Source organism: Janthinobacterium sp. 1L-D-8-B-C4, assembly GCF_057291295.1.
Window position 1 is genome coordinate 565,740 of sequence record NZ_JBXAVX010000003.1, and the last position, 25,159, is coordinate 590,898.

Genomic DNA, 25,159 nt, shown 5'->3' on the forward strand with positions numbered 1-25,159 from the left:
CAGGCAGGGACACGAAGATCAGTGGGTTGCGGTCGACGACAATTCTTTCAGGTCGCGGATCGAGATATCCGACTTTTCATGCATGCGCAACAAAATCGTCGCGCCCACGGCCAACTTGCCGTGGCGTATCTTGCTGATGATGGGCGGCTGCACTTCCAGCACGCGACACAATTCCGCATCGTTTTTCAGATTGAGTTTTTCAATCAGGGTGTCGAGCAGTTTGTTGGGAACAAAGCTCGATGGTTCCAGCGCACGCGCCCGGTTCATCGCTTCGATCATTTCCATCTTTTTTTGCCGAACGTTCATATACTCCTCCTTCAGGCCAGGGTGGGGCGAAACCGTGTTCCGGTTCCGCAGTGGTCGTTATCGCAGTACTGCAGTGCTGCTTTCGATGACCATATTTTTAATAAAATTAACATGAAAGCAATTTAAAGAATAATACTACGATAACAAAAAATGTGATAGATGGTCAGTAAAATTAACTAAGTGTTTCGCGCATTTTTGGGGCTGGTGTTGTATTTTGCAAGCCGTTGCGGGTCAGTATCATGGTCCGGTCGGCCATCTCGGCCGCTGCCAGCGAATGCGTGACCATGATGGCGCAGCTGCCGTTGGCCTTGATTTCGGCACGCAGCAGTTGCAGGATGCCGTGCGCGGTTTCCGGGTCGAGGTTGCCGGTCGGTTCGTCTGCCAGCACCAGCGCCGGCTTGTGCACCAAGGCGCGGGCGATCGCCACGCGCTGCATTTCGCCGCCCGACAGCTGCTGCGGAAAGTCGCCGCCGCGCCCGCCCAGTCCCACCGCGTCGAGCATGCTGGCCGCGCGTTCTTGCGGCAGGCCGTTGAGCAGCAAGGGCAGGGCCACGTTTTGCAGCAGGGTCAGGTGCGGCAGCACGTGGAAGGCCTGGAAGATGAAACCCATGCGGGCGCGGCGCAAGCGCGTTGCGGCTGCGTCGTCGAGGCTGGACATGGCGATGCCGTCGATCAGGATAGGCTGCGCTTCGACGCCGCCATCGGGCGTGTCGAGGCCGGCGATCAGGTTCAGCAGGGTCGACTTGCCGACGCCGGAGTCGCCCATGATGGCAATGAATTCGCCTGCCTCGAAGCGGCATGACAGATTGGCCAGCACGGGGCGCGCGTTGGCATAGGACTTGGACAGGTGGCGCAATTCGAGCATGATGGTCGCGATCTTCGTAGCAATATTAAAAGCGGCGGCACGCGGGGGAAAGGGGTGCCTGGAAACTGCATTGGCGCGCGGCGGATTGTTTGGCCGGCAATGTGGAGTATACGACAGGCTTGTTTCTTTTGCTTGCACAACTTCATTTACGCAACAAATTGCAAATCGGATTCAACTGTTTTCAAAGAAAAGGTAAGTGAACTGCCGTACAACCGGGGTTTTGATATTCGGCTATGATGGAAAAACGTCATCGCCATGCCATTGCGAAACGGCTGTTTGCCGCCGGTTTCCCCAATGACGCGATGCCTGCGCCGTGCCGCCCTGGCGGCGCGGGCCGCTACCATTGTCGCCACCTCTAACAATCTCAGCCAGCCCATGACCCAGACCTTTGCGCCGCCATCGACAGATCTTCGCCAGTCCGACACCACGCCGCTTTCGAAGGCGACAGCCACTCCCGCAACGATAGCCGAGGTCGCGCAAGGCCTGCTGGCGCCATCAGCCTGGACCTCGCCCAAGTACCTGTACGATGCGCTCGGTTCCAAATTGTTCGAAGCCATCTGCGTCTTGCCCGAGTACTACCCGACGCGCACCGAGGCAGCCATTTTTGCCCGCCATGGCGCCGACATTGCGCAAGTCGTGGGGCCGGGCAGCACCCTGGTCGACCTGGGCGCCGGAAATTGCGCCAAGGCCGCCAGCCTGTTTCCGCTGTTGCAGCCGGCGCAGTACGTGGCCATCGATATCTCGTATGATTTCCTCAGCGAATCGCTGGGCCGTCTGCGGCAGCGCTTCCCGGCGATCGACATGCTGGGCCTGGGGCTGGACTTTTTCAGCGGCCTCGAACTGCCCGCGTCCGTGCGCGACAGCAAGCGCATGTTTTTCTATCCTGGTTCCTCGATCGGCAATTTCACGCCGGACCAGGCGATCGCCTTTTTGCGCTCGGTACGCGCCAGCGCCGGTGCCAGCGGCAGCCTGCTGATCGGCGTCGACCTGATCAAGGACGATGCCGTGCTCGACGCCGCGTACGATGATGCGCTGGGCGTCACGGCCGCCTTCAACCTGAACATGCTGCGCCACCTGAACCTGCTGCTGGGCGCCGATTTCGACGTGCGCCAGTGGCGTCACCACGGCTTTTTCAACGCCAGCGAGAGCCGCGTCGAGATGCACCTGGAAGCGCGCAGCGAGCAGCTGGTGCGCTGGCAGGGCGGCCAGCGGCGTTTTGCCCAAGGCGAACGCATACACACGGAAGACAGCTATAAATATACGCGCGCCAGCTTCGTCGGTCTGCTGGAGCAGGCCGGCTTTGCCGCCGACCATGTCTGGACCGATGAACAAAACTGGTTTGCCGTGATTCACGCGCGCGCGATTCGCGATTAAGGAATAACCATGCACCTTGCCAATGCCCCGCATGCCAGCGACCCCTTGCTGGCGCACTACCACCGCGTGCGCCAGCACTCGCTGCAGCTGGCCGCGCCGCTGTCCGACGAGGATTGCGGCGCGCAGTCGATGCCCGACGCCAGTCCCGTGAAATGGCACCTGGCCCACACCACCTGGTTTTTCGAAACGTTTATCCTGGAAGCGCTGGAAGACGGCTTCGCGCCGTTTCATCCGGCCTTCCGCGTGCTGTTCAATTCCTATTACAACGGCATCGGCGACAAGCACCCGCGCGCCCAGCGCGGCTTGCTGACGCGCCCCGGCATGGCGCAGGTACGCGCCTACCGCGCCGACGTCGACGCGCGCATGGCGCGCCTGCTCGACAGCGGCCTGGCCCCGGCGCAGCAGGAGCGCCTGGCCATGCTGCTGACCCTGGGCCTGGAACACGAACAGCAACACCAGGAATTGTTGCTGACCGACGTCAAGCACCTGCTGGCGCAAAGCGCGCTGTTTCCCGCCTATCTGGACGCACCTGCCGCGCGCGCGGTGGCGGCACCAAGCGGCAAGGCGGGCTGGATCGCGTTTGACGGCGGTCTGAGCGAAATCGGTTACGCGGGCGACGGTTTTTGCTTCGACAATGAATTGCCGCGCCACCAGCAATTCGTCGCCCCGTTCGAACTGGCTTCCAGCCTGGTCACCAACGGCGAGTACCTGGCCTTTATCGAGGCCGGCGGCTACCGCAATGCCAGCCTGTGGCTGGCCGAAGGCTGGGACTGGGTGCGCAGCCAGGGCCTGGCATGCCCTCTGTACTGGCAGCAAAATGATGCGGGCGGCTGGCTGGAATTCACCCTGCACGGCCTGCAGCCGCTGGAGCTGGACCGGCCGGCCACCCATCTGTCGCTGTTCGAGGCCGACGCCTATGCCCACTGGGCCGGCGCGCGCCTGCCGACGGAAGCGGAGTGGGAATTGGCGGCGCACGGCGTGCCGATGCAGTGCGGCGGGCTGCATCCGGCGGCGGCAATGTCGGGCGCCGGCTTGCGGCAAATGTTTGGCCACTGCTGGCAATGGACCAGCAGCAGCTATGCGCCGTACCCGGGCTACCGCACGGCGCCGGGCGCGCTCGGTGAATACAACGGCAAGTTCATGCTGAACCAGTATGTGCTGCGCGGCTCGTCATGCGCCACGCCGGCCGGCCATGCGCGCGCCAGCTACCGCAATTTCTTCCCGGCCGGCGCGCGCTGGCAATTCACCGGCATACGCCTGGCGCGCCAGGTAGATCAGGTAGATTAAACCAGCGCCAGCTGGCGGCGGCCGGCCGGCTGCTGGTCCAGTTTGAACTGGCTGACCAGCGCCTCCAGTGCGCTGGCCTGGTCATGCATGGCCGCCGCCGCAGCGGCAGCCTGTTCCACCAGCGCCGCATTTTGCTGGGTGGTCTGGTCCATCTGCATGATGGCCGCATTGATCTGCTCGATCCCTTCGCTTTGCTCGTGGTTGGCCGTGCTGATCTCGCCGACGATTGCGCTGACCCGGCCCACGCTGGCCACCACTTCTTCCATCGTGCTGCCGGCCTGGCTGACCAGCTGCGCGCCCTGGCCGACCTGGCTGACGGAGTCGGCGATCAGGTCCTTGATTTCCTTGGCCGCCGCGCTGGAGCGCTGTGCCAGGTTGCGCACCTCCGAGGCCACCACTGCAAAGCCGCGCCCCTGTTCGCCGGCGCGCGCCGCTTCCACCGCCGCGTTCAAGGCCAGGATATTGGTCTGGAAAGCGATGCCGTCGATCACGGAAATAATGTCGACGATTTTCTTCGACGAGGCATTGATGGCGTCCATGGTGCCGATCACCTGCGCCATCGCGGTGCCGCCGCGCTGCGCCACTTCGGCCGCCGAGCGGGCCAGCTGGTCGGCCTGGCGGGCATTGTCGCTGTTGCTGCGCACGGTGCCGGTCATTTCGATCATCGACGAGGCAGTTTCTTCCAGGGCGCTGGCCTGCGCCTCGGTACGCGCCGACAGGTCGGCATTGCCGCTGGCAATTTCGCTCGATGCCACGGCAATCGCGCCGGTGCCACCGCGCACCTGGCCCACCAGGCCGGCCAGGTTGTCGTTCATTTCGCGCAGCGCCTGCAGCAGCTGCCCCGTTTCATCCTTGCCATCGGTCACGATCTTGCTGCTCAGGTCGCCTGCCGCCACCGCGCGCGCCACGTTCAATGCATACGCCAGCGGGGCGGTGATCGAACGCGTCACATACCAGGCAAAGGCCACGCCGATCAGCACGGCGGCCGTGCCCAGAACCGACATCATGATATTGGCCAGCGAAATGTTTTGCTGGATCTGTTCGCCGCCTTGCAGCACCATGCCGCGCTGCAGATCGTTGAGGGTATTGACGGTCGCTTGCAGGCGGGCCAGGGCGGGCAGGGTGTCCTTGCGCACATGCTCGGCGGCCGGCTCGCGCTGGCCGGCCATCAGCAGCTTGTCGGCTTGGCTGAACGAGACAACATAGGCCTTGCGCTGCTGTTTCAGGGTCGCCAGCAGTTCCAGGCCGCTGGGCGTATGCACCAGGCGGTCGAGTACTTCCAGCGATTTGGTGATGGTGGCCTTGTTGGCGTCGATCTCGCCGTGGATGGCGTTCGAGCGGGCCGCATCGTCATGGATGAACAGTTCCAGCACCAGCGCCGCATTCGAGCGCGTGGTGCTGCGGATGGTGGCGATGGCGTCGGCCTTGGCCCAGTCGCTGTGGATGATGGACTCGCTGAGCGCGCCTATCTTGTCGAGTCGCAACAGGCCGGTGGCGATCAGCACCACCATCAGCAGCAATACCATGCCAAAACCGGCACCCAGCCGCACGCCTATCTTTATATCCGTCAATTTCATGATGCTTCCTTCGGTAGCGAGAAATCTGTCCCCGATGGTCTTCTTCTCATTTGATTATACGGTTTGTAATACTTCGATTGCATCAACAATTGAAAGCAAGAAATGAAAAAGCGGAACGACAATCAAGTCGTTCCGCTTTTTATGCTGCTGACGCCCTGTAGGATTGGGACTACACAGCAGTTGCGGGCGTAGCGGCGGCTGTTGTTTTTTCGCCTTCCACTTGTTTGAGGCGGCGGTTCACGGCCGACAGCACGGCCTTGAACGAGGCGGTAACGATATTGCTGTCGATGGCCGCGCCGAACAGGGTAGGGCCGTTATCGAGGCGCAGTTCGACATAGCAGGCGGCCTGGGCGTTGGCGCCCGAACCGATCGAGTGCTCGTGGTAGTCCATCAGCTTGATGTCGAGACCGAGCGCATTGACGAAGGCGTCGATCGGACCGTTGCCGCCGCCTTGCAGCGCCAGTGGCGACTGGCGGTGCGACAGGCTGATGTCGATCTGCACCGATTCGTCGCTGCTGGTGTCTTCCACCATGCGGTGCGAGGCGTAGGCGTACGGTGCCGTCTGCTCCAGGTATTCCTTCTGGAAGATGTCGTGGATATCCTGGGCGGCGATTTCGCGGCCGGTGGCGTCGGCCACGGCTTGCACGGCGCGCGAGAATTCGATCTGCAGGCGGCGCGGCAACACCAGGCCGTATTCCTGTTCCAGCAAATACGCCATGCCGCCCTTGCCGGACTGGCTGTTGACGCGGATCACGGCGTCATAGCTGCGGCCGAGATCTGCCGGGTCGATCGGCAAGTACGGCACTTCCCAGATGCTGTCCGGTTGTTGCTTGACAAAACCTTTCTTGATCGCATCCTGGTGCGAGCCGGAAAACGCGGTAAACACCAGGTCGCCGGCGTACGGGTGGCGCGGGTGCACCGGCAACTGGTTGCATTCTTCCACGCACTTGCGCACGGTGTCGATATCGGAAAAATCGAGGCCCGGGTGCACGCCCTGGGTGTACAAATTCATCGCCAAAGTGACCAAATCGACGTTGCCGGTGCGCTCGCCATTGCCGAACAAGCAGCCTTCGACCCGGTCGGCGCCGGCCATCACCGCCAGCTCGGCCGATGCGACGGCGGTGCCGCGGTCATTATGCGGGTGCACGCTGATGATGATGGAATCGCGGCGCGCCAGCTTGCGCGACATCCATTCGATCTGGTCGGCGTACACGTTCGGCGTGCTGCATTCCACGGTCGATGGCAGGTTGATGATCATCTTGTTGGCCGGGGTCGGCTTCCAGATGGCGCTGACGGCGTCGCAGATATGCTTGGAGAAATCGAGTTCGGTGGTTGAAAACGACTCTGGTGTGTATTCAAAGCCCCATTCCGTTTCCGGATGCTGCGCCACCAGTTGTTTTACCAGGGTGGTGCCGGTGGTGGCGATATTGGTGATTTCTTCACGCGACATGCCGAACACGACCTTGCGGAACACCGGTGCCACCGAGTTGTACAGGTGGACGATGGCGCGCTTGGCGCCAACCACGGATTCGACGGTGCGGCGGATCAGCTCTTCGCGCGACTGGGTCAGCACGATGATGGTGACGTCATCGGGAATGCGCTTTTCATCGACCAGTTTGCGCACGAAATCGAAGTCGGTCTGCGAAGCCGATGGAAAACCCACTTCGATTTCCTTCAGGCCGATGGCGATCAGCATTTCAAAGAACCGCAGCTTCTTCTCGGCGCTCATCGGTTCGATCAGCGATTGGTTACCATCGCGCAAATCGGTGCTCATCCAGATCGGCGGCTTGTCGATGATCTGGTTCGGCCACTGACGGTCGGTCAATTTGACTGGAGGAAAGGCGCGGTATTTGGAAGCTGGATTTTGCAACATCATGATCGGGTACTCCTGAAAGGGGGAAAGCGAAATGGGGTGTGGCGCAAGCTTGCCGGGCGGCCACGCAACGCTAGGCCAGGCAAGCGGTCGGTAGCGATAGGCGGCCAGTAGCGGCGGCAGCGGCTGCAGGGATTGCGGTGTGTATTGGGGATGGTGCAAACATCATCAAACCTTCCAGGGTTTTTTTAAAACACGCCGGCGTGTGGCCAGGCGCAGCAAAGCGGCAAACTCAAGCGCGTGCTAGTAGTAGTCGCGGTAGCGACAGCAGGGAAGGGGATGGAAGTTTGAAGGAGGACATGCACTCAATGTAATGGAGTTTGTGTTTGGCTGTCAAGCAGATTTCTGGCGATCGGGCAATTTGCGCACGCGTGCTGCTGCGTTTGCGGAAAGTTCTTTTAAGCACCGCCTCAGCGGGCGTGCCGCCGCTTGCGCTACAATCGGCGCTTCCTTTGCTGTCACTGCCGCGCGCGGCTTCTACTCGTCCACTATGCTCCCTAAACGCCTGACCCTGCTTGCCCTGGCCGCCTTTGTGCTGGCCGGCTGCGAAACGCCTGCCCCGAAACCCGTACAAGTATTGACGCCGCCAGTGCCGGTGGCCGTCACGCCGCGCAAGATCAAGATCGGGCTGGCGCTCGGTGGCGGGGCGGCGCGCGGTTTTGCGCATATCGGCGTGATCAAGGCGCTTGAATCGCAGGGCATCAATGCCGATATCGTTACCGGCACCAGCGCCGGCAGCGTGGTCGGTGCCTTGTATGCGGCGGGCAACTCCGGTTTTGCGCTGCAAAAGATGGCGTTTGACATGGATGAAGCGGCGATCTCGGACTGGGCGCTGCCGCTGTTCGGCAAATCGTCCGGCGTGTTGAAAGGCGAAGCGCTGCAAAGCTATGTGAACAAGGCCGTCGGCGGCGTATCGCTGGAAAAACTCAAGATTCCGTTTGGCGTGGTGGCGACCGACTTGAAAAACGGCCAGCCGATCCTGTTCCAGCGCGGCAATACTGGCATGGCCGTGCGCGCCTCGTCGGCCGTGCCGGGCGTGTTCCAGCCGGTGGTAATCGGCGGCCATACCTATGTCGATGGCGGCCTGGTGGCGCCGGTGCCGGTGCGTTTTGCGCGCGACATGGGCGCGGACTTCATTATCGCCGTCAATATTTCCTCGCAAACCGACACGCAAAAAGCCATCAGCTCGATGGAGGTGATCATGCAGACCTTCGCCATCATGGGCCAGCGCATCAACCAGTTCGAGCTGAAGGATGCCGATGTGGTGATTCAGCCCAGCCTGGGTACCATGAAAGGCAATGATTTCGCCAGCCGCAACCAGGCCATTCTGGCCGGCGAGCAGGCGACGTTTGCCGTGATGGCGCAGCTCAAGCAGAAACTGAAAGCAAAGCGCGAACAGTAAATGCTGTTGTTGGCAGGGCTGTTTCAGCTACAATTTTGCATCATCGAATCACCATCACAAGGAAGCATCATGCAATCGAAACCGGTACTGAGCCTGGAAGACATCAAGAAAATCGCCGCCGCCGCCGAAGCGGAAGCGGTCAAGAACAATTGGGCGGTGGCGATCGCCATCGTCGACGATGGCGGCCATCTGGTGTGGATGCAGCGCATGGACGGCGTGGCGCCGATTTCTTCGCATATCGCGCCATCGAAAGCCAAGACAGCCGCGCTGGGCCGCCGCGAATCGCGCATCTATGAAGAGATGATCAACGGCGGGCGCGTGTCGTTCCTGAGCGCGCCGGAAATCGACGGCCTGCTCGAAGGCGGCGTGCCCATCATCTATGAAGGCCACTATGTGGGCGCGGTCGGCGTCTCGGGCGTGCGCTCGAATGAAGATGCGCAGGTCGCGAAAGCCGGTATTGCCGCGCTGACGGCATAAGTAATAACCGCTATTGCCTGACGAGCCGCCCCGCGCAAGCCGGACGGCTTTTTTCATGGGCGCGTGTTTTGTGCTGGCTTGAAAATATTTTGCCGCCGATTCTCTATTTTCTTCCTTGTGGAAAAGCTGCCTTTTGGTTATAATTCAAAGGTTTAGCCAATCACACACATACCGTAGCGACTACCCATCCCATCATTCAAAATGACCGTTGAAACACCCTGAGCGCACGCAGCTCGGGTATCTTGGCGGTCGGTCTGACGTGGCGCAGCTACGGTAACTTTATCAGGAGTTGCCCTTGCCGCCATTTTTTTCTGGCCCTGCCGTTCCAGCCATATTAGCGCTTGCTGATGGAACGATCTTCAAAGGATTTTCGATCGGCGCCGCCGGTCATACCACGGGCGAGGTTGTTTTCAATACCTCGATGACCGGGTATCAGGAAATCCTTACCGACCCCAGCTATAGCCGCCAGATGGTCACCCTGACCTATCCGCATATCGGCAATACGGGCGTCAATCCGGAAGACGTCGAATCTTCCAAGGTTCATGCTTCCGGCCTCATCATTCGTGACCTGCCTTTGCTGGCATCCAACTTCCGTTCCACCCTTTCCCTGTCCGACTACCTCAAAGCTGAAAATATCGTCGCCATCGCCGGCATCGATACCCGCAAGCTGACGCGCATCCTGCGTGAAAAAGGTGCGCAGGGCGGCGCCATCCTGGTCGGCACGCAAGGCAATGAGCCATCCGCCGCGCAGGCGCTGGACCTGGCCCGTTCCTTCCCCGGCCTGGCCGGCATGGACCTGGCGAAAGTCGTGTCCGTGAAAACCGCCTATGAATACCGCGAAACGGAATGGACCCTGGGCGAGGGCTATGGCCAGCTTCTGGATGCCGACGTGAAATACCACGTGGTGGCGTTCGACTATGGCGTCAAGCGCAATATCCTGCGCATGCTGACGGCGCGCGGCTGCAAGGTCACCGTGCTGCCGGCGCAGGCGACGGCCGAAGAGGCCATGGCGTTGAATCCGGACGGCATCTTTTTGTCGAACGGCCCCGGCGACCCGGAGCCGTGCGACTACGCGATTGCCGCTACCAAGGCGCTGATCGAAAAGGGCATCCCGACCTTCGGCATCTGCCTCGGCCACCAGATCATGGCGATCGCTTCCGGCGCGAAAACGCTGAAGATGAAGTTCGGCCACCACGGCGCCAACCACCCGGTACAAGACCTGGAAACGAAACAGGTGCTGATCACCTCGCAAAACCACGGTTTCGCCGTCGACGCGGCCACTCTGCCTGCCAACTGTCGCGTTACCCATGAATCGCTGTTCGACGGCTCCCTGCAGGGCTTTGCCCGCACGGACAAGCCGGCTTTCTGCTTCCAGGGCCACCCTGAAGCGTCGCCGGGCCCGATGGATGTTGCTTACCTGTTTGACCGCTTCATCAAGCTGATGGACGCGGAGGAGAAAAAGAAAAATGCCTAAACGTTTAGATATCAAAAGTATTCTGATTATTGGCGCTGGCCCGATCGTGATCGGCCAGGCCTGCGAGTTCGACTATTCCGGCGCGCAAGCGTGCAAGGCCTTGCGCGAAGAGGGCTACAAAGTCATCCTGGTCAACAGCAACCCTGCAACCATCATGACCGACCCGGAAATGGCCGACGTCACGTATATCGAACCGATCACATGGTCGGTGGTCGAGCGCATCATCGCCAAGGAGCGTCCTGACGCGATCCTGCCGACCATGGGCGGCCAGACCGCGCTGAACTGCGCGCTGGACCTGTTCAACAATGGCGTGCTGGCGAAATACAACGTCGAGCTGATCGGCGCGTCGCCGGAAGCGATCGACAAGGCCGAAGACCGTTCCAAGTTCAAGGACGCGATGACCAAGATCGGCCTCGGTTCGGCCAAGTCCGGCGTGGCGCACTCGATGGAAGAATCGTGGGCGGTGCAGCGCACGGTCGGCTTCCCGACCATTATCCGTCCATCGTTCACCATGGGCGGTTCCGGTGGCGGCATCGCCTACAACGAGGAAGAATTCGAAACGATCTGCAAGCGCGGCCTGGAAGCCTCGCCGACCAAGGAATTGCTGATCGAAGAATCCTTGCTGGGCTGGAAAGAGTACGAAATGGAAGTGGTGCGCGACAAGGCGGACAACTGCATCATCATCTGCTCGATCGAAAACCTCGACCCGATGGGCGTACACACGGGTGACTCGATTACGGTCGCGCCGGCGCAAACGCTGACGGACAAGGAATACCAGATCATGCGCAACGCCAGCCTGGCGGTACTGCGCGAGATCGGCGTCGACACCGGCGGCTCGAACGTGCAGTTCTCGATCAACCCTGCTGACGGGCGCATGATCGTCATCGAGATGAACCCGCGCGTGTCGCGTTCGTCGGCACTGGCGTCGAAAGCCACCGGTTTCCCGATCGCGAAAATTGCCGCCAAGCTGGCAGTCGGTTTCACGCTGGACGAACTGCGCAATGAGATCACGGGCGGCGCCACGCCGGCCTCGTTCGAACCGTCGATCGATTACGTGGTTACCAAGATCCCGCGTTTCACGTTCGAGAAATTCCCGACCGCCGACCAGCACCTGACGACGCAGATGAAGTCGGTCGGTGAAGTGATGGCGATCGGCCGCACGTTCCAGGAATCGTTCCAGAAAGCCCTGCGCGGCCTGGAAGTGGGCGTCGACGGCATGAACGAAAAGACCAAGGACCGCGAAAAGATCGAAGAAGAACTGGGCGAGCCTGGTCCGGAACGCATCTGGTACGTGGGCGACGCGTTTGCCCAGGGCTTCACCCTGGAAGAAGTGCACAATCTGACCAAGATCGACCCATGGTTCCTGATCCAGATCAAGGAAATCGTCGACCTGGAACTGTGGCTGGACACGCAGAAGCTGGACGGCCTGGACAAGACCACGCTGTACAAGCTGAAACAAAAAGGTTTCTCGGACCGCCGCCTGGGCTTCCTGTTGCAGACGACCGATACGGCCGTGCGCCAGCAGCGCCATGCGCTGGGCATCCGTCCCGTCTACAAGCGCGTCGACACCTGCGCGGCAGAATTTTCGACCGACACCGCGTACATGTATTCAACGTACGACGAAGAGTGCGAATCGAATCCGACCGACAGGAAAAAGATCATGGTATTGGGCGGTGGCCCGAACCGTATCGGGCAGGGTATCGAATTTGACTATTGCTGCGTCCACGCCGCGCTCGCCATGCGTGAAGACGGCTACGAGACCATCATGGTCAACTGCAATCCGGAAACCGTGTCGACCGACTATGACACCTCCGACCGCCTGTATTTCGAGTCCCTGACCCTGGAAGACGTGCTGGAAATCGTCGCGATTGAAAAACCAGTCGGCGTGATCGTGCAGTACGGCGGCCAGACGCCTTTGAAACTGGCGCTGGACCTGGAAGCGAACGGCGTGCCGATTATCGGCACCTCGCCCGACATGATCGATGCGGCCGAAGACCGTGAGCGCTTCCAGCAACTGCTGCACAAGCTGGAACTGCGCCAGCCGCCGAACCGTACCGCCCGCACCGAAGCCGACGCTTTGGCGCTGGCACAGGAAATCGGCTACCCGCTGGTGGTACGTCCTTCCTACGTGCTGGGCGGGCGGGCGATGGAAATCGTCCACGAGCAGCGCGACCTCGAGCGCTACATGCGCGAAGCGGTCAAGGTTTCGCACGACTCGCCGGTGCTGCTGGACCGCTTCCTGAATGACGCCATCGAGTGCGACGTCGATTGCATCTCGGACGGCGAAACCACGTTTATCGGCGGCGTGATGGAACACATCGAACAGGCTGGCGTGCACTCGGGCGACTCGGCCTGCTCGCTGCCACCATATTCGCTGTCGGCTGACACCATCGCCGAACTGAAACGCCAGACCGCGCTGATGGCCAAGGGCCTGAACGTGGTCGGCCTGATGAACGTGCAGTTTGCGATCCAGAAGCAGGAAATCGAGGGCGAACTGAAAGACGTGGTGTTCGTGCTGGAAGTCAATCCGCGCGCTTCGCGTACCGTGCCTTTCGTATCGAAAGCCACGGGCTTGCAGCTGGCGAAAATTGCCGCCCGCTGCATGGTTGGCCAGACCTTGGCGTCGCAAGGCATCACCGAGGAAGTCGTGCCGCCGTATTACAGCGTCAAGGAAGCCGTGTTCCCGTTCGTCAAGTTCCCGGGCGTGGACACCATCCTGGGCCCTGAAATGAAGTCGACCGGCGAAGTGATGGGCGTGGGACTGACTTTCGGCGAAGCCTTCGTCAAATCGCAGCTGGGCGCCGGCGTCAACCTGCCGAAGACCGGCAAGGTCTTCATCAGCGTGAAGTCGTCCGACAAGCCGCGCGCCGTGCAAGTGGCGCGTGACCTGGTCGATTCCGGCTTTACGGTGGTCGCCACCAAGGGCACTGCGGCCGTGATCGCGGCGGCCGGGATTGCCGTCACGCCGGTGAACAAGGTGATCGAAGGCCGTCCGCACGTGGTCGACATGATCAAAAACCACGAGATCGTGCTGGTGATTAACACCGTCGAAGAAAAACGCAGCGCCATCGTCGATTCGCGGGCCATCCGCACCTCGGCCCTGGCCTCGCGCGTGACGACCTACACCACCATCGCCGGCGCGGAAGCGGCCGTCGAAGGCATCCGTCACCTCGACGAATTGCGCGTGTACGATCTGCAGGGTCTGCACAAGACCTTGCAAGAGGCGTAATCGCCAGCGTGTTATTTGCAGTGGCCGCCGTTAGGCGGTACACTGCATGCTTATCAACCACAGAGTTCCGTGCAGAGCAGCGCGCGGCCTCTGTGGTTTTCACTTGGTGACGTCGTTTGCACGACCTGACACTGATAACTAGCAGATAGTAGAGATAACATGACCTCAGTCCCATTGACCAAATTCGGCGCAGAACTCCTGAAGGAAGAGCTGCATCATTTGAAGACCAAGGAACGCCGTATCGTCATCGATGCGATCGCCGAAGCGCGCTCGCACGGCGACCTGTCGGAAAACGCCGAGTACGACGCCGCCAAGGAACGCCAGGCGTTCGTCGAAGGCCGTATCGCCGAACTGGAAGGCAAGCTGGGCGCCGCCCAGATCATCGATCCGACCACCCTCGACGCGGAAGGCCGCGTGGTGTTCGCCTCGACCGTGAACCTGGAAGACCTGGAGTCGGGCCAGAAAGTGACGTACCAGATCGTCGGCCTCGACGAAGCCGACCTGAAGCTGAACAAGGTATCGGTGACCTCGCCGATCGCCCGCGCGCTGATCGGCAAGTATGCCGGCGACGTGGTCGAAGTGCAGGCGCCGTCCGGCCCGCGCGAATACGAAATCCTGGAAGTACTGTACATCTGATGCTGGTCCGCCTGCGCATCCTGGTGGCCACCCTGTGGGCCGGCAGCCTGTGGACCATCGGCTTTGTTGTCGCGCCCACGCTGTTTGGCACCCTGAGCGACCGTGTGCTGGCAGGCAATATCGCCGGCAGCATGTTCCGTGCCGAAGCCTGGCTGTCGATCGCTTGTGCTTTGGCGCTGCTGGCCCTGCTGCAATGGGCGCCCGGTGCGCTGGAGCCCAAGCGCCGCCGCCTGCTCGGCGCGCTGGTGCTGTCCATGCTGGTGTGCGCGCTGGTCAGCCATTTCGGCATCACGCCTTTGATGAGCGAACTGAAGGCGCAGGCGCCGTCGGGCATCATGGATGACGCCATGCGCAGCCGCTTCGGCATGCTGCACGGCGTGTCGACCCTGGTGTTTGCGGTACAGAGCTTGCTGGCGGGTGTGCTGATCTGGAAACAACACTGACCATATTGTAATGGCAATAAAAAAGCGGAGCGATGGAAAATTCCATGCTCCGCTTCCTGTTTCAACCGCCTGGCGGCGGCTGAGGGTGGGCTTACTTGCTGCCCAGCGCGCTTTTCTTGGCGCTCTTCTGGCGCGGCTTGGCACGCTTGATGGAGCCGCCTTCGGTCACGCGCTCATTGCCCTTGATCATGACTTTCGTCACGCTCGGGCGCTTGGTGCCGCTGGCGCTGGCTTTGACGATGGTCACTTCGCGCATGCCCTTGCCGGAACTGACCTTCTCCTTCACCACTTCTTTTTTCGGACGGTAGATTACCAGCAGTTTGCCTATGTGTTGTACGGGAGCGGCGCCGAGATTGCCGCAAATCGTCTCGTACATTCCGACGCGCGCTTCGCGGTCGTCGCCGAACACGCGTACTTTGATCAGGCCGTGTGAATCCAGGCCGAGGTCGATCTCTTTGAGGACAGCAGGTGTCAAGCCCGCTTCGCCGATAATGACGATAGGCTTCAGCGCGTGTGCTTCGGCGCGCAGTGCGCTGCGCTCAACGGGTGTAAGTTTTAGCATAATAATTTTTAGTAATTCCCTTAAAAGCAGTATTCTACGCGAATGGCAAAGAAGAAATTAAACAAAAACTGGTTGCATGACCACATTAATGACCCTTATGTGAAGTTGGCGCAAAAAGAGGGCTACCGTGCCCGGGCCGCATACAAGCTCAAGGAAATCGATGAAGACGAGAAACTGGTCAAGCATGGTCAGGTGATTGTCGACCTCGGTTGCACGCCTGGCAGCTGGGCCCAGTACCTGCGGCGCAAGCTGGCCGGCAAGGATGGCGGCGGTGTCAATGGTACTTTGATCGGCCTGGACATGCTGGCGATGGAGCCGATCGCCGACTTCCACTTCATCCAGGGCGACTTCCGCGAAGCGCGCGTGCTGCGCCAGCTGGAAGTGGTGTTGCAGGGACGCAAAGTGGACCTGGTGCTGTCGGACATGGCGCCCAATCTGTCGGGCATCGCCACGGCCGATGCGGCGCGCATGGAGCATCTGATTGACCTGTCCATCGAATTTTCGCAGTTGCATTTGAAGCCTTCAGGCGTATTGCTGGTCAAGTGCTTCAAGGATATGGGCTTCAGCCAGATCGTGGAAAAATTCCGTGCTGAATTCAAAGTCGTGGTGCAAAAGAAACCAAAGGCCAGCCGCGACAAGTCATCCGAAATCTTCCTGATGGGCCGGGGGCTGAAGAACCCGCTGAAAAATGCCGTTGAAGAAGACGATTCCGCTCTTGATATTTGACCCGGTATCCGCACATGGGGACGAGAAGTGCAGTGGCGATGCCGGTGAATATGGCCAAATTGTTTATACTGCATTTCATTTCTTGACGTGAGCGCGGTTTTTTTGGCGCACACGGATAGTCGGGCTTTGGCACGGCCCGCTTATTGCGAGTAAAATCGTGTTTCTAGCTATAGCAAAAAGATGCGCACTGCATCCAAGGAGTCTTCGTGAATAACATGTTTTCCAAATCTGCCATCTGGGTCGTCGTACTGCTGCTGCTGTTCATGCTGTTCAAGCAGTTTGATAGCCATGGCGCCACGGGCGGCAGCAAGGCCATCGCTTATTCCGATTTGCTGGATGAGGTCAAAGCCAAGCGCGTCAAGGACGTCGTGATCGAAGGTTCGTCGATTACCGCCAAGCTGATGGACGATACCAAGGTGCGCACCACCGCGACCAGTCTCGACAAGGGCCTGATCGGTGACCTGCGCGACAACGGCGTGCACTTCGACGTGCGCCCACCTGAGGAACCATCGTTCCTGCAATCGATTTTTGTCTCCTGGTTCCCGATGCTGTTGCTGATCGGCGTCTGGGTCTTCTTCATGCGCCAGATGCAGGGCGGCGGCAAGGGCGGGGCTTTCTCGTTCGGCAAGTCGAAAGCCCGCATGATGGATGAAGCAAGCAACACCGTTACTTTCGCCGACGTCGCCGGTTGCGACGAAGCGAAAGAAGAAGTCAACGAAGTGGTCGACTTCCTCAAGGACCCGAGCAAATTCCAGAAACTGGGCGGCCGCATTCCACGCGGTGTGCTGATGGTCGGTCCTCCGGGCACCGGTAAAACCCTGCTGGCACGTGCGATTGCCGGCGAAGCCAAGGTACCGTTCTTCTCGATCTCGGGTTCCGACTTCGTTGAAATGTTCGTCGGCGTGGGCGCTTCCCGCGTGCGTGACATGTTTGAAAACGCCAAGAAACACTCGCCTTGCATCATCTTCATCGACGAGATCGACGCGGTCGGTCGTCACCGTGGCGCCGGTACCGGCGGCGGCAACGACGAGCGCGAACAGACCCTGAACCAGTTGCTGGTCGAGATGGACGGTTTTGAAGCGAACTCCGGCGTGATCGTCGTGGCCGCCACCAACCGTGCCGACGTGCTCGATAAAGCGCTGCTGCGCCCGGGCCGTTTCGACCGTCAGGTGTCGGTAGGCTTGCCCGATATCCGCGGCCGTGAACAGATTCTGAACGTGCACATGCGCAAAGTGCCTATCGGCACCGACGTCAAGGCCGACATCCTGGCCCGCGGCACGCCTGGTTTCTCGGGTGCCGATCTGGCCAACCTGGTCAACGAAGCTGCCCTGTTCGCCGCGCGCCGCAGCAAGCGCCTGGTGGAAATGAGCGACTTCGAAGACGCGAAAGACAAGATCTACATGGGTCCCGAGCGCAAGTCGATGATCATCCGCGAGGAAGAGCGCCGCAATACGGCTTACCATGAGTCCGGTCACGCAGTAGTTGCCAAGTTGCTGCCGAAAGCCGACCCGGTACACAAGGTCACCATCATGCCGCGTGGCTGGGCACTGGGCCTGACCTGGCAGCTGCCGGAACACGACAATCTGTCGGCCTACAAGGACAAGATGCTGGAAGAAATTTCCATCCTGTTTGGCGGCCGTATCGCCGAAGAGATTTTCGTCGGACAAATGTCGACCGGCGCCTCGAACGACTTCTCGCGCGCCACCAAGCTCGCCCGCTCGATGGTCACCCGCTTCGGCATGTCCGACAGCATGGGCGTGATGGTCTATGAAGACAGCGAAAACGAAGGTTTCTTCGGTGGCGCCACGAAAACGATCTCGGAAGCGACCCAGCAAAAGGTCGACGCCGAAATCCGCAGCATCCTCGACACGCAATATGCGCTGTCGCGCAAGCTGCTGGAAAGCAACCGCGACAAGGTCGAAATGATGACCAAGGCCCTGCTGGAATGGGAAACCATCGACGCCGAGCAGATCAACGACATCATGGCCGGCCTGGAGCCGCGTCCGCCAAAAGTCATCCCGCCACGCCGCAACGCTGGCGACAGCGGTGCCGGTGGCATCTCGCCGAACGTGACGGCGCCAGCCTGATCGTCGCTGCCTGCTGATACTTGGCCAGGCGGCAATGACAAGAAAAGGGCAAGGAGCAATCCTTGCCCTTTTTTGTTACCGTTTCCCTCTTTTTTCCGATCACACAGATTCACATGCGACACTATTTACAATTCGGCCGCTTCGGCTTCCAGCTGCAGGCGCAAGAGCAGGGCAGGCGCGCCCTGGTCATGGGCATCCTCAATATCACGCCTGACTCGTTCTCCGACGCCGGCAAGTTCCAGCACCTGGAGTTTGCCCTGTCGCGCGCCGAGCAGATGATTTCGGACGGTGCCGACATCATCGATATCGGCGGCGAGTCGAGCCGCCCTGGCGCGCCGCCGTTGCCGCTGGCGGACGAACTGCAGCGCGTGATGCCGGTGCTGTATGCGCTGCGTGACTGCGGCAAGCCTTTATCGGTCGACACCTACAAGCCGCAAGTGATGCGCGAGGCCATCCTGGCCGGCGCCGACATGATCAACGATATCAATGGTTTTCGCGCCCCCGGCGCCATCGAGGCCGTGAAAGACAGCGACTGCGCGCTGTGCATCATGCACATGCAAAGCGTGCCCGAAACCATGCAGGATCAGCCGCAATACGACGACGTGGTGCGCGAAGTGACGGATTTTTTGCGTGAACGGGTCGATACCATGATGGCCGCCGGCATCGAGCGCGAGCGCCTGTGCATCGATCCCGGCTTTGGCTTTGGCAAGACGGTTGAGCAGAATTACGCCTTGCTGCGCGCAACGAAGCAGTTGCGCGGCGAGCTGGGCCTGCCGGTGCTGGCCGGCCTGTCGCGCAAATCGATGCTGGGCGCCGCTACCGGCCGCCCGGTGGAGCAGCGCCTGGCAGGCAGCATCGGCGGCGCGCTTGCTGCGGTAGCGCAAGGCGCCGAAATTGTGCGTGTGCATGATGTTGCTGAAACTGTCGATGCGCTGAAGGTCTGGCGAATGGCAAGCTGACCTAGTAAGATTTATGATAAACAACAAAAAGAGAACAATATGACGCGCAAGTATTTTGGTACCGATGGCATCCGCGGCCTGGTGGGCACGGCCCCGATCACTCCTGATTTCGTGATGCGCCTCGGCTACGCGGCCGGCAAGGTGCTGGCCCAGTCGCAAAGCGCCAAGGTGCGCCCGACCGTGCTGATCGGCAAGGACACGCGCATTTCCGGCTACATGCTGGAAGCGGCGCTGGAAGCGGGCCTGGCTGCCGCCGGCGTCGACGTGCTGCTGGCCGGCCCGGTGCCCACGCCGGCGATCGCCTACCTGACGCGCGCGCTGCGCCTGACGGCCGGCGTGGTGATTTCCGCTTCGCATAATCCCTACCATGACAACGGCATCAAGTTCTTTTCCGGCCAGGGCACCAAGCTGCCCGACAGCCTGGAAGAGGAAATCGAAGCGGCGCTGGAGCTGCCGATGGATTGCGTGCCCTCCGAAAAGCTGGGCCGCGCCAAGCGCCTGGACGATGCACAGGGGCGCTATATCGAGTTTTGCAAAAGCACGTTTCCGAACGAGCTGGACCTGCATGGCCTGAAGATCGTCGTCGATTGCGCGCATGGCGCCGCCTACCATATCGCGCCCCACGTATTCCATGAGCTGGGCGCGGAAGTGATTGCCATCGGCAACAAACCGGACGGCTTCAATATCAACGCCGGCTTTGGCGCCACTGCCACCAAGGCGATGGCTGCCGCTGTTGTCGAGCACGGCGCCGACCTCGGCATCGCGCTCGACGGCGACGCCGACCGCCTGATCATGTGCGACGCCACTGGCCGCCTGTATAACGGTGACGAGCTGCTGTATGTGATGGTGAAAGACCGCCTGGCAACCGGCGCGGTGGCTGGCGCCGTCGGCACCCTGATGACCAATATGGCGCTGGAAGTGTTGTTCAGGCAGCAGGGCATCGGATTTGCGCGCGCCAAGGTGGGCGACCGTTATGTGCTGGAAGTGATGAAGGAAAAGGGCTGGATCCTGGGCGGCGAAGGCTCGGGCCACCTGCTGTGCCTGGACAAGCACACCACCGGCGACGGCATCGTGTCGGCGCTGCAAGTGCTGTCGGCGCTCAAGCGCAGTGGCCAGAACCTGCAGCAGTGCCTCGCCGAACTGGTGCTGTTCCCGCAAACCCTGATCAACGTGCGCGTGGCGCCCGGTACCGACTGGCAGCAGAACGCCGCCATGGTGGCAGAGACCGCCAGGGTGGAAGCCGAGCTGGGCGACACCGGTCGCGTGCTGATACGCGCTTCGGGCACGGAACCTTTGATACGCGTGATGGTCGAAGCGAAAGATGCGGCGAAGGCGGAAAGCATGGCGCGCCGCATCGCCGACAAGCTGGCCATGTAGTGCCGGCCTCACAGGGAAGGGCGATAGTTATTTCCATCTATTTTGCCTCTGGCAATTGACGAAATTGTTGCCAGGCCTTATTATCTTGTCTTCGGAGTGTGGCGCAGCCCGGTAGCGCACCTGGTTTGGGACCAGGGGGTCCAAGGTTCGAATCCTTGTACTCCGACCAAAGTCATAAAGCGGGCTGTCAGAAATGACAGCCCGTTTTTCATTGCTGGCAGGGATAGGCTATCCTGCCTTTGCATCAGTTAAAATACTGCACCTTTCCGCCCATCGTTCAACGGATAGGACAACGGTCTTCTAAACCGTGAATGGGGGTTCGATTCCCTCTGGGCGGACCAGCGATCGCTGGCCCTCGATGCGCTCGCGCATCCGCATGGATTTTCAGTCTCTACTCTTCTTCCTGTTCCTTCTTGTTGCCGGTGCCAAACAGGCGATCCTTGGCATTCAACAGCTTTTGCACCTTGGCGCCCATCTTCATCAGTTGCGCCATCGATTCGGGCGACAGCCGCTGCAGGTCGTCGAACCAGGTATTGGCCAGGTCGACCAGTTCATACATTTCGCGCATGCGCTCCTGCGCATATTTGTCGCCCGGTTCATTGGCCGGTGCCATCAGCGATTCGCGCAGCACCGTCAAAGTTGGCGCCACTTCGCGACGGCGCCGTTCGGCCGCCACCACCCGGAAAATTTGCCATACGTCACCCAGCGACGAGAAATACTCGCGCCGGTCGCCCGGAATGCGCGTCAGCCGTATCAGTCCCCAGCCCTGCAATTCCTTCAGGCCGATGCTGACGTTCGAGCGCGAAAAGCTCAGATGCTCGGCAATTTCATCGGCATGCAGCGGCTGTTCCGACACGAACAGCAGGGCATACACCTGGCCCACCGTGCGGTTGAAGCCCCAGCGGCTGCCCATCTCGCCGAAATGGCTGACGAAAGTCAGGATCAGCGGCGTCATTTCAATATGGTGAGTTTTCATAATTATCTGGAAGTTTTGCACTCTATTTGCAGCGGGTCAATTGATATTTGTCACGTTTCGCAGTATTATACAAAAAATCGAATTTACAGAAATTACTGAAAACTCAAGAAGTTCTAGCAAACGAAAAATCTGTCATGTCCACCACGCCTCTTGCCTTGCCGCGTTTCGTCCTGCCCCGTCTTGCCAGCGTCATCCAGGGCGGCGCCGCGCTTTTATGGCTGCCGCAGGCGGCCTTGCTGGCCGGGACGATAGCGGCGATGACGGCCGGCGCGGGCTGGCGCGAGGCAGTATTGCCGGCCGCCGCAGTGCTGCTGCTGGGCGTGCTGCGCGCCGCTGGCGAGGCATGGGGCGCGCGCGCCATGTATGCGGCGGCGCGCGTTCACTTGTCGGCCTTGCGGGACCGGGTGGCGCTGGCCCTGGCGCAGCGCTCGCCGCTGGACCGCCAGCGGGCCCAGTCGGGCCAGGCCGCCAGCGTGATCGCCGAGCAGGCCGAAGCCATCGTGCCCTATCTGGTGCGCTACCAGCCCACGCGCTGGAAAGTGCTGCTGGTGCCGCTGGTGATATTGGCCGCCATCGCGCCGCTGTCATGGCTTGCCGCGCTGGTGCTGCTGGTCGCGGCACCCTTGATTCCTGTCTTCATGGCGCTGGTGGGCATCGGCGCGCAAGCGGCCAGCCGCGCGCAGATGGTGGAAATGGGCGGCATGAACGCGTTTTTGCTGGACCGGCTGCGCGGCCTGGCGACTTTGCGCGCGCTGGGCGCCGTCGACGCCACCGCCGAGCGGCTTGACGCCAGCGCACAATCCCTGCGCCGCCGCACCATGGCCGTGCTGCGCATTGCCTTTCTGTCGTCGGCGGTGCTGGAACTGTTTTCCGCGCTGGGCTTGGCGATGGTGGCGGCGTATATCGGTTTCTCGTTGCTGGGCACCTTCAACTTCGGCAGCTGGGGCAGCAAGCTCAGCTTGGGTGAAGGCATCTTTATCCTGCTGCTGGCGCCGGCCTTTTTCGAGCCGCTGCGCGAACTGGCGGCGGTCTGGCATGACAAGGCGGCCGGCGAGGCGGGCCTGGCCGCTCTGGCCGACCTGGCCGATGGCGGCGTCGCCATGCCGGGCGGGGGCGCGCCTGCGATTGCCGTTGCCATTGCGCACGCCACGCCGCCGGCCGTGCAACTGCAGCAGCTGCAATTTGCCCATCCCGGCGAGGCAGCGCTGTTTGACGGTTTTGATTTGCAGGTGCTGCCCGGCGAACATGTGGCCCTGCTGGGCGCCAGCGGCGCCGGCAAGTCCACCTTGCTGTCGCTGATCGCCGGCTTGCTGCCGGCCGATGGCGGCGCCATCCGGATTGGCGATGTGGCGCTGGACGACGCCACGGTTGCGGGCCTGCGCCAGCGCATGGCCTGGATGGGCCAGCGGCCGCACGTGTTTGCCGCCTCCGTCAGCCACAACGTGACCCTGGGCCGCGCCGGGGCGGACGCCGCCGGCGTTGGCGCCGCGCTGCACCTGGCCGAACTGGCCACGGTATCCCAGGCGCAGCCTGGCGTGATGCTGGGCGACGGCGCGCAAGGCCTGTCCGGCGGCGAAGCGGTGCGCCTGGCGCTGGCCCGCGTGGCCATCCATCCGCACGCCGATCTGCTGCTGGTCGACGAGCCGACGGCCCACCTCGACAGCGAAACGGCGGCGCGCGTGACCGACGCCTTGCTGGCCCTGGCGCAAGGCAAGACCATGATCGTCGCCACGCATGATCCGGTTCTGGCGGCGCGCCTGGCCCGCCGCGTGCTGCTGGGCGTGCAAACCCGGGAGCTGCAAGCATGAAAACGTCGTTGATACGCAATCCCCTGTTGCGCCAGCTGTTGCTGGGCCAGCCGCGCAAAATGCTGCTGGGCGCGGCCCTGTCAGCGCTGACAGTGGTGGCCGGCATGGCGCTGCTGGGCCTGTCCGGCTGGTTCATTACCGCCACCTCGCTTGCCGGCCTGGCCAGCACCACTGCGCTGGCGTTCGATGTGTTTGCCCCTTCGGCCGGCATACGCCTGCTGGCGATCGGTCGCACCGGCACCCGCTATGCCGAGCGCCTGGTCACGCACGACGCCACGTTCGCCGCGCTGGCCGCCATCCGCGTGCGCCTGTTTCGCCGCTGGTCGCTGCCCGCCGCCGGCAGCCGTTTGCTGCGCCAGCCGACCAAAATGCTGTTTCGCCTGACGGCCGATATCGACGCGCTGGAAGCCTTGTACCTGCGCCTGCTGGTGCCGGTGTTCTCGGCCGTGTGCGCGGCGCTGCTGGCCGGCCTGGCGCTGGCATTCCTCGATATCACGCTGGGCCTGGTGTTTGCCGCCTGGCTATTGATCAGCGGCGGCGCCATCGGCTGGCATGTGCTGCGCCGCGCGCGCCGCCATGCCGCGCTGCGTGCACGAAACATGGAAAAACTGCGCTCGGCCGCGATCGACCTGGTGGCCGGCCAGACCGACCTGGTGATGGCCGGGCGCCTCGCCGCCGAGTGCCAGTCCCTGGCGCAGCTCGACCGGTCGCTGGCGGCTACCGATATTGCGCTGCAGCGCCTGGACGCCAACGCCGGCGCCGCCTATGGCGCCGTTGGCAGCCTCACTCTGGCCGGCGTGCTGCTGGCCACCGCCGCGCTGGTCGAACAGCAACAGATCGGCGTGCCGGCGGCGGCGCTGGCCGTGCTGCTGGCCTTGACCGCGATGGAACCGTTTGCCGGCCTGCGCCGTGGCGCACTGGAAGCGGGGCGCATGCTGCTGGCGCTGCGCCGCCTGAACCCGCGCGCAGAAGAGCCAGCGGTGCCAGCCGTCCCGACCACCACGGCGGGCTTGCGCCTGCAGCAGGTCAGCGCGATGCATGCCGGCAGCCATGCGGCCGTCGTGCATGGCGTGAGTCTGGTGGTGGCGCCCGGCGAAAAGGTGGCGCTGATCGGCCCCAGCGGCGCCGGCAAGTCGACCTTGCTGGCGCTGGCGGCGCGTGAAATCACGGCGCTCTCCGGCACGGTGAGCGCGCCGCGCGCCTGCCTGTTTACCCAAAGAACCGAACTGTTCCAGGACAGCCTGCGCGACAACCTGCGCCTGGCCGACCCCGGTGCCGACGATGCGCGCCTGTGGCAGGCTTTGCAGGCGGCGGGCCTGGCGCAGGAAGTGCGTGCGCTCACCCAGGGCCTCGACACGCCGCTGGGCGAGGGCGGCCTGGGCCTGTCGGGCGGCCAGTCGCGCCGCCTGGCGCTGGCGCGGCTGTTCCTGCACGACTCGCCCTTGTGGCTGCTCGACGAAGCCACCGAGGCGCTGAACGCCGGCACCGCGCGTGACGTGCTGCAAAGGCTGGCCGGGCGCAGCGCCGGACGCAGCCTCCTGATCGCCACGCATCTGCGGCGCGAGGCGCAGCTGGCGGACCGCCTGGTGACACTGCGCCACGGCCGCATCGTGGCCGAAGCGCGGCGCGGCACGGCCGAATTTGAGCAGGCGCTCGGCAGCCTGCGGGCCGATTAACAAGTTTGCAGCACCGTTGTTTTAATGAAATACACCTAAGGGAAC

21 protein-coding genes and 2 tRNA genes are annotated in these 25,159 nt (G+C 61.9%); 16 read left to right on the plus strand and 7 right to left on the minus strand.

The window, feature by feature from the left end; translation table 11 throughout:
- Positions 1-18: 18 nt before the first annotated feature.
- The 3 genes from AC0Z42_RS08520 to AC0Z42_RS08530 form a co-directional block, all read right to left on the minus strand.
- The gene (locus tag AC0Z42_RS08520) at positions 19-306 is read right to left on the minus strand and encodes a hypothetical protein (RefSeq protein ID WP_485467786.1); all 288 of its coding nucleotides are present in this window, start codon (positions 304-306) and stop codon (positions 19-21) included.
- 172 nt (positions 307-478) lie between these two features.
- Entirely contained in the window at positions 479-1,171 is a 693-nt protein-coding gene (locus AC0Z42_RS08525) for an ABC transporter ATP-binding protein (protein WP_485467787.1), read from the minus strand.
- A 146-nt stretch (positions 1,172-1,317) separates the two neighbouring features.
- Positions 1,318-1,548, minus strand: coding sequence for a hypothetical protein (locus AC0Z42_RS08530; RefSeq protein ID WP_485467788.1), 231 nt, complete (start codon positions 1,546-1,548; stop codon positions 1,318-1,320).
- Between AC0Z42_RS08530 and egtD the strand changes: the two genes are divergently transcribed.
- Positions 1,547-2,545, plus strand: coding sequence for an L-histidine N(alpha)-methyltransferase (gene egtD / locus AC0Z42_RS08535; protein WP_485467789.1), 999 nt, complete (start codon positions 1,547-1,549; stop codon positions 2,543-2,545). The two genes, AC0Z42_RS08530 and egtD, sit on opposite strands and share 2 nt — an antisense overlap.
- A gap of 9 nt (positions 2,546-2,554) precedes the next feature.
- Positions 2,555-3,832: an ergothioneine biosynthesis protein EgtB gene (gene egtB, locus AC0Z42_RS08540; protein ID WP_485467790.1), complete on the plus strand. Its 1,278-nt coding sequence runs from the start codon at positions 2,555-2,557 to the stop codon at positions 3,830-3,832.
- On the opposite strand, the gene AC0Z42_RS08545 is transcribed toward egtB, so the two are convergent.
- Positions 3,829-5,409 (minus strand): methyl-accepting chemotaxis protein, encoded by a 1,581-nt coding sequence (locus tag AC0Z42_RS08545; RefSeq protein WP_485467791.1) that lies wholly within the window; start codon positions 5,407-5,409, stop codon positions 3,829-3,831. The genes egtB and AC0Z42_RS08545 overlap by 4 nt on opposite strands.
- A 169-nt stretch (positions 5,410-5,578) precedes the next feature.
- Complete coding sequence (gene leuA / locus AC0Z42_RS08550; protein ID WP_485467792.1) at positions 5,579-7,285, minus strand: 2-isopropylmalate synthase; 1,707 nt, start codon at positions 7,283-7,285, stop codon at positions 5,579-5,581.
- Between the two features lie 487 nt (positions 7,286-7,772).
- On the opposite strand from leuA, the gene AC0Z42_RS08555 reads away from it, so the two are divergent.
- From AC0Z42_RS08555 to AC0Z42_RS08580, 6 genes are all read left to right on the plus strand, one after another.
- The gene (locus AC0Z42_RS08555) at positions 7,773-8,684 is read left to right on the plus strand and encodes a patatin-like phospholipase family protein (protein WP_485467793.1); all 912 of its coding nucleotides are present in this window, start codon (positions 7,773-7,775) and stop codon (positions 8,682-8,684) included.
- A 69-nt stretch (positions 8,685-8,753) separates the two neighbouring features.
- Positions 8,754-9,161, plus strand: a complete 408-nt coding sequence (locus AC0Z42_RS08560; protein WP_485467794.1) for a GlcG/HbpS family heme-binding protein — start codon at positions 8,754-8,756, stop codon at positions 9,159-9,161.
- 295 nt (positions 9,162-9,456) lie between these two features.
- Entirely contained in the window at positions 9,457-10,635 is a 1,179-nt protein-coding gene (carA, locus tag AC0Z42_RS08565; protein ID WP_485467795.1) for a glutamine-hydrolyzing carbamoyl-phosphate synthase small subunit, read from the plus strand.
- Positions 10,628-13,864, plus strand: a complete 3,237-nt coding sequence (gene carB / locus AC0Z42_RS08570) for a carbamoyl-phosphate synthase large subunit (RefSeq protein ID WP_485467796.1) — start codon at positions 10,628-10,630, stop codon at positions 13,862-13,864. The genes carA and carB overlap by 8 nt, the downstream gene beginning before the upstream one ends.
- Before the next feature lie 159 nt (positions 13,865-14,023).
- A complete protein-coding gene (greA, locus tag AC0Z42_RS08575) occupies positions 14,024-14,500 on the plus strand; it encodes a transcription elongation factor GreA (protein ID WP_308920198.1) in 477 nt (158 codons plus the stop codon).
- On the plus strand, positions 14,500-14,943 hold the full coding sequence (locus AC0Z42_RS08580; RefSeq protein ID WP_485467797.1) for a DUF4149 domain-containing protein: 444 nt from the start codon (positions 14,500-14,502) through the stop codon (positions 14,941-14,943). Before greA ends, AC0Z42_RS08580 begins: the two co-directional genes overlap by 1 nt.
- Before the next feature lie 91 nt (positions 14,944-15,034).
- Here AC0Z42_RS08580 and AC0Z42_RS08585 read toward each other — a convergent pair whose 3' ends face one another.
- Entirely contained in the window at positions 15,035-15,505 is a 471-nt protein-coding gene (locus AC0Z42_RS08585; RefSeq protein ID WP_065307652.1) for a YhbY family RNA-binding protein, read from the minus strand.
- Between the two features lie 42 nt (positions 15,506-15,547).
- On the opposite strand from AC0Z42_RS08585, the gene AC0Z42_RS08590 reads away from it, so the two are divergent.
- From AC0Z42_RS08590 to AC0Z42_RS08615, 6 genes are all read left to right on the plus strand, one after another.
- Positions 15,548-16,231 carry an RlmE family RNA methyltransferase gene (locus AC0Z42_RS08590; protein ID WP_485467798.1) on the plus strand — a complete coding sequence of 228 codons (684 nt, stop codon included), beginning with the start codon at positions 15,548-15,550 and terminating at the stop codon, positions 16,229-16,231.
- Positions 16,232-16,437: 206 nt separating this feature from the next.
- The gene (ftsH, locus tag AC0Z42_RS08595) at positions 16,438-18,318 is read left to right on the plus strand and encodes an ATP-dependent zinc metalloprotease FtsH (RefSeq protein WP_308920202.1); all 1,881 of its coding nucleotides are present in this window, start codon (positions 16,438-16,440) and stop codon (positions 18,316-18,318) included.
- A 113-nt stretch (positions 18,319-18,431) separates the two neighbouring features.
- Positions 18,432-19,277 (plus strand): dihydropteroate synthase, encoded by an 846-nt coding sequence (folP, locus tag AC0Z42_RS08600; RefSeq protein WP_485467799.1) that lies wholly within the window; start codon positions 18,432-18,434, stop codon positions 19,275-19,277.
- Positions 19,278-19,316: 39 nt separating this feature from the next.
- A complete protein-coding gene (gene glmM / locus AC0Z42_RS08605; RefSeq protein ID WP_485467800.1) occupies positions 19,317-20,654 on the plus strand; it encodes a phosphoglucosamine mutase in 1,338 nt (445 codons plus the stop codon).
- 92 nt (positions 20,655-20,746) lie between these two features.
- A tRNA-Pro gene (locus tag AC0Z42_RS08610) sits at positions 20,747-20,823 on the plus strand.
- A gap of 97 nt (positions 20,824-20,920) precedes the next feature.
- A tRNA-Arg gene (locus AC0Z42_RS08615) sits at positions 20,921-20,995 on the plus strand.
- A 50-nt stretch (positions 20,996-21,045) separates the two neighbouring features.
- Here the strand turns inward: AC0Z42_RS08615 and AC0Z42_RS08620 are convergent.
- A complete protein-coding gene (locus tag AC0Z42_RS08620) occupies positions 21,046-21,630 on the minus strand; it encodes a GbsR/MarR family transcriptional regulator (protein ID WP_485467801.1) in 585 nt (194 codons plus the stop codon).
- 134 nt (positions 21,631-21,764) lie between these two features.
- Here AC0Z42_RS08620 and cydD point away from each other — a divergent pair, with 134 nt between their 5' ends.
- On the plus strand, positions 21,765-23,438 hold the full coding sequence (gene cydD, locus AC0Z42_RS08625; RefSeq protein ID WP_485467802.1) for a thiol reductant ABC exporter subunit CydD: 1,674 nt from the start codon (positions 21,765-21,767) through the stop codon (positions 23,436-23,438).
- The gene (locus tag AC0Z42_RS08630) at positions 23,435-25,114 is read left to right on the plus strand and encodes an amino acid ABC transporter ATP-binding/permease protein (protein ID WP_485467803.1); all 1,680 of its coding nucleotides are present in this window, start codon (positions 23,435-23,437) and stop codon (positions 25,112-25,114) included. Before cydD ends, AC0Z42_RS08630 begins: the two co-directional genes overlap by 4 nt.
- The last annotated feature ends 45 nt before the right edge of the window (positions 25,115-25,159 follow it).

Bases quoted from the DNA above. Each gene is read 5' to 3' on its own strand.
- AC0Z42_RS08620 (WP_485467801.1), bottom strand. From the start codon at position 21,630: ATGAAAACTCACCATATTGAAATGACGCCGCTGATCCTGACTTTCGTC.
- AC0Z42_RS08545 (WP_485467791.1), bottom strand. From the start codon at position 5,409: ATGAAATTGACGGATATAAAGATAGGCGTGCGGCTGGGTGCCGGTTTT.
- AC0Z42_RS08585 (WP_065307652.1), bottom strand. From the start codon at position 15,505: ATGCTAAAACTTACACCCGTTGAGCGCAGCGCACTGCGCGCCGAAGCA.
- AC0Z42_RS08580 (WP_485467797.1), top strand. From the start codon at position 14,500: ATGCTGGTCCGCCTGCGCATCCTGGTGGCCACCCTGTGGGCCGGCAGC.
- glmM (WP_485467800.1), top strand. From the start codon at position 19,317: ATGACGCGCAAGTATTTTGGTACCGATGGCATCCGCGGCCTGGTGGGC.
- AC0Z42_RS08520 (WP_485467786.1), bottom strand. From the start codon at position 306: ATGAACGTTCGGCAAAAAAAGATGGAAATGATCGAAGCGATGAACCGG.
- cydD (WP_485467802.1), top strand. From the start codon at position 21,765: ATGTCCACCACGCCTCTTGCCTTGCCGCGTTTCGTCCTGCCCCGTCTT.
- AC0Z42_RS08530 (WP_485467788.1), bottom strand. From the start codon at position 1,548: ATGGGCTGGCTGAGATTGTTAGAGGTGGCGACAATGGTAGCGGCCCGC.
- AC0Z42_RS08590 (WP_485467798.1), top strand. From the start codon at position 15,548: ATGGCAAAGAAGAAATTAAACAAAAACTGGTTGCATGACCACATTAAT.
- carB (WP_485467796.1), top strand. From the start codon at position 10,628: ATGCCTAAACGTTTAGATATCAAAAGTATTCTGATTATTGGCGCTGGC.
- AC0Z42_RS08555 (WP_485467793.1), top strand. From the start codon at position 7,773: ATGCTCCCTAAACGCCTGACCCTGCTTGCCCTGGCCGCCTTTGTGCTG.
- folP (WP_485467799.1), top strand. From the start codon at position 18,432: ATGCGACACTATTTACAATTCGGCCGCTTCGGCTTCCAGCTGCAGGCG.
- AC0Z42_RS08560 (WP_485467794.1), top strand. From the start codon at position 8,754: ATGCAATCGAAACCGGTACTGAGCCTGGAAGACATCAAGAAAATCGCC.
- leuA (WP_485467792.1), bottom strand. From the start codon at position 7,285: ATGATGTTGCAAAATCCAGCTTCCAAATACCGCGCCTTTCCTCCAGTC.
- AC0Z42_RS08525 (WP_485467787.1), bottom strand. From the start codon at position 1,171: ATGCTCGAATTGCGCCACCTGTCCAAGTCCTATGCCAACGCGCGCCCC.
- egtB (WP_485467790.1), top strand. From the start codon at position 2,555: ATGCACCTTGCCAATGCCCCGCATGCCAGCGACCCCTTGCTGGCGCAC.
- egtD (WP_485467789.1), top strand. From the start codon at position 1,547: ATGACCCAGACCTTTGCGCCGCCATCGACAGATCTTCGCCAGTCCGAC.
- AC0Z42_RS08630 (WP_485467803.1), top strand. From the start codon at position 23,435: ATGAAAACGTCGTTGATACGCAATCCCCTGTTGCGCCAGCTGTTGCTG.
- greA (WP_308920198.1), top strand. From the start codon at position 14,024: ATGACCTCAGTCCCATTGACCAAATTCGGCGCAGAACTCCTGAAGGAA.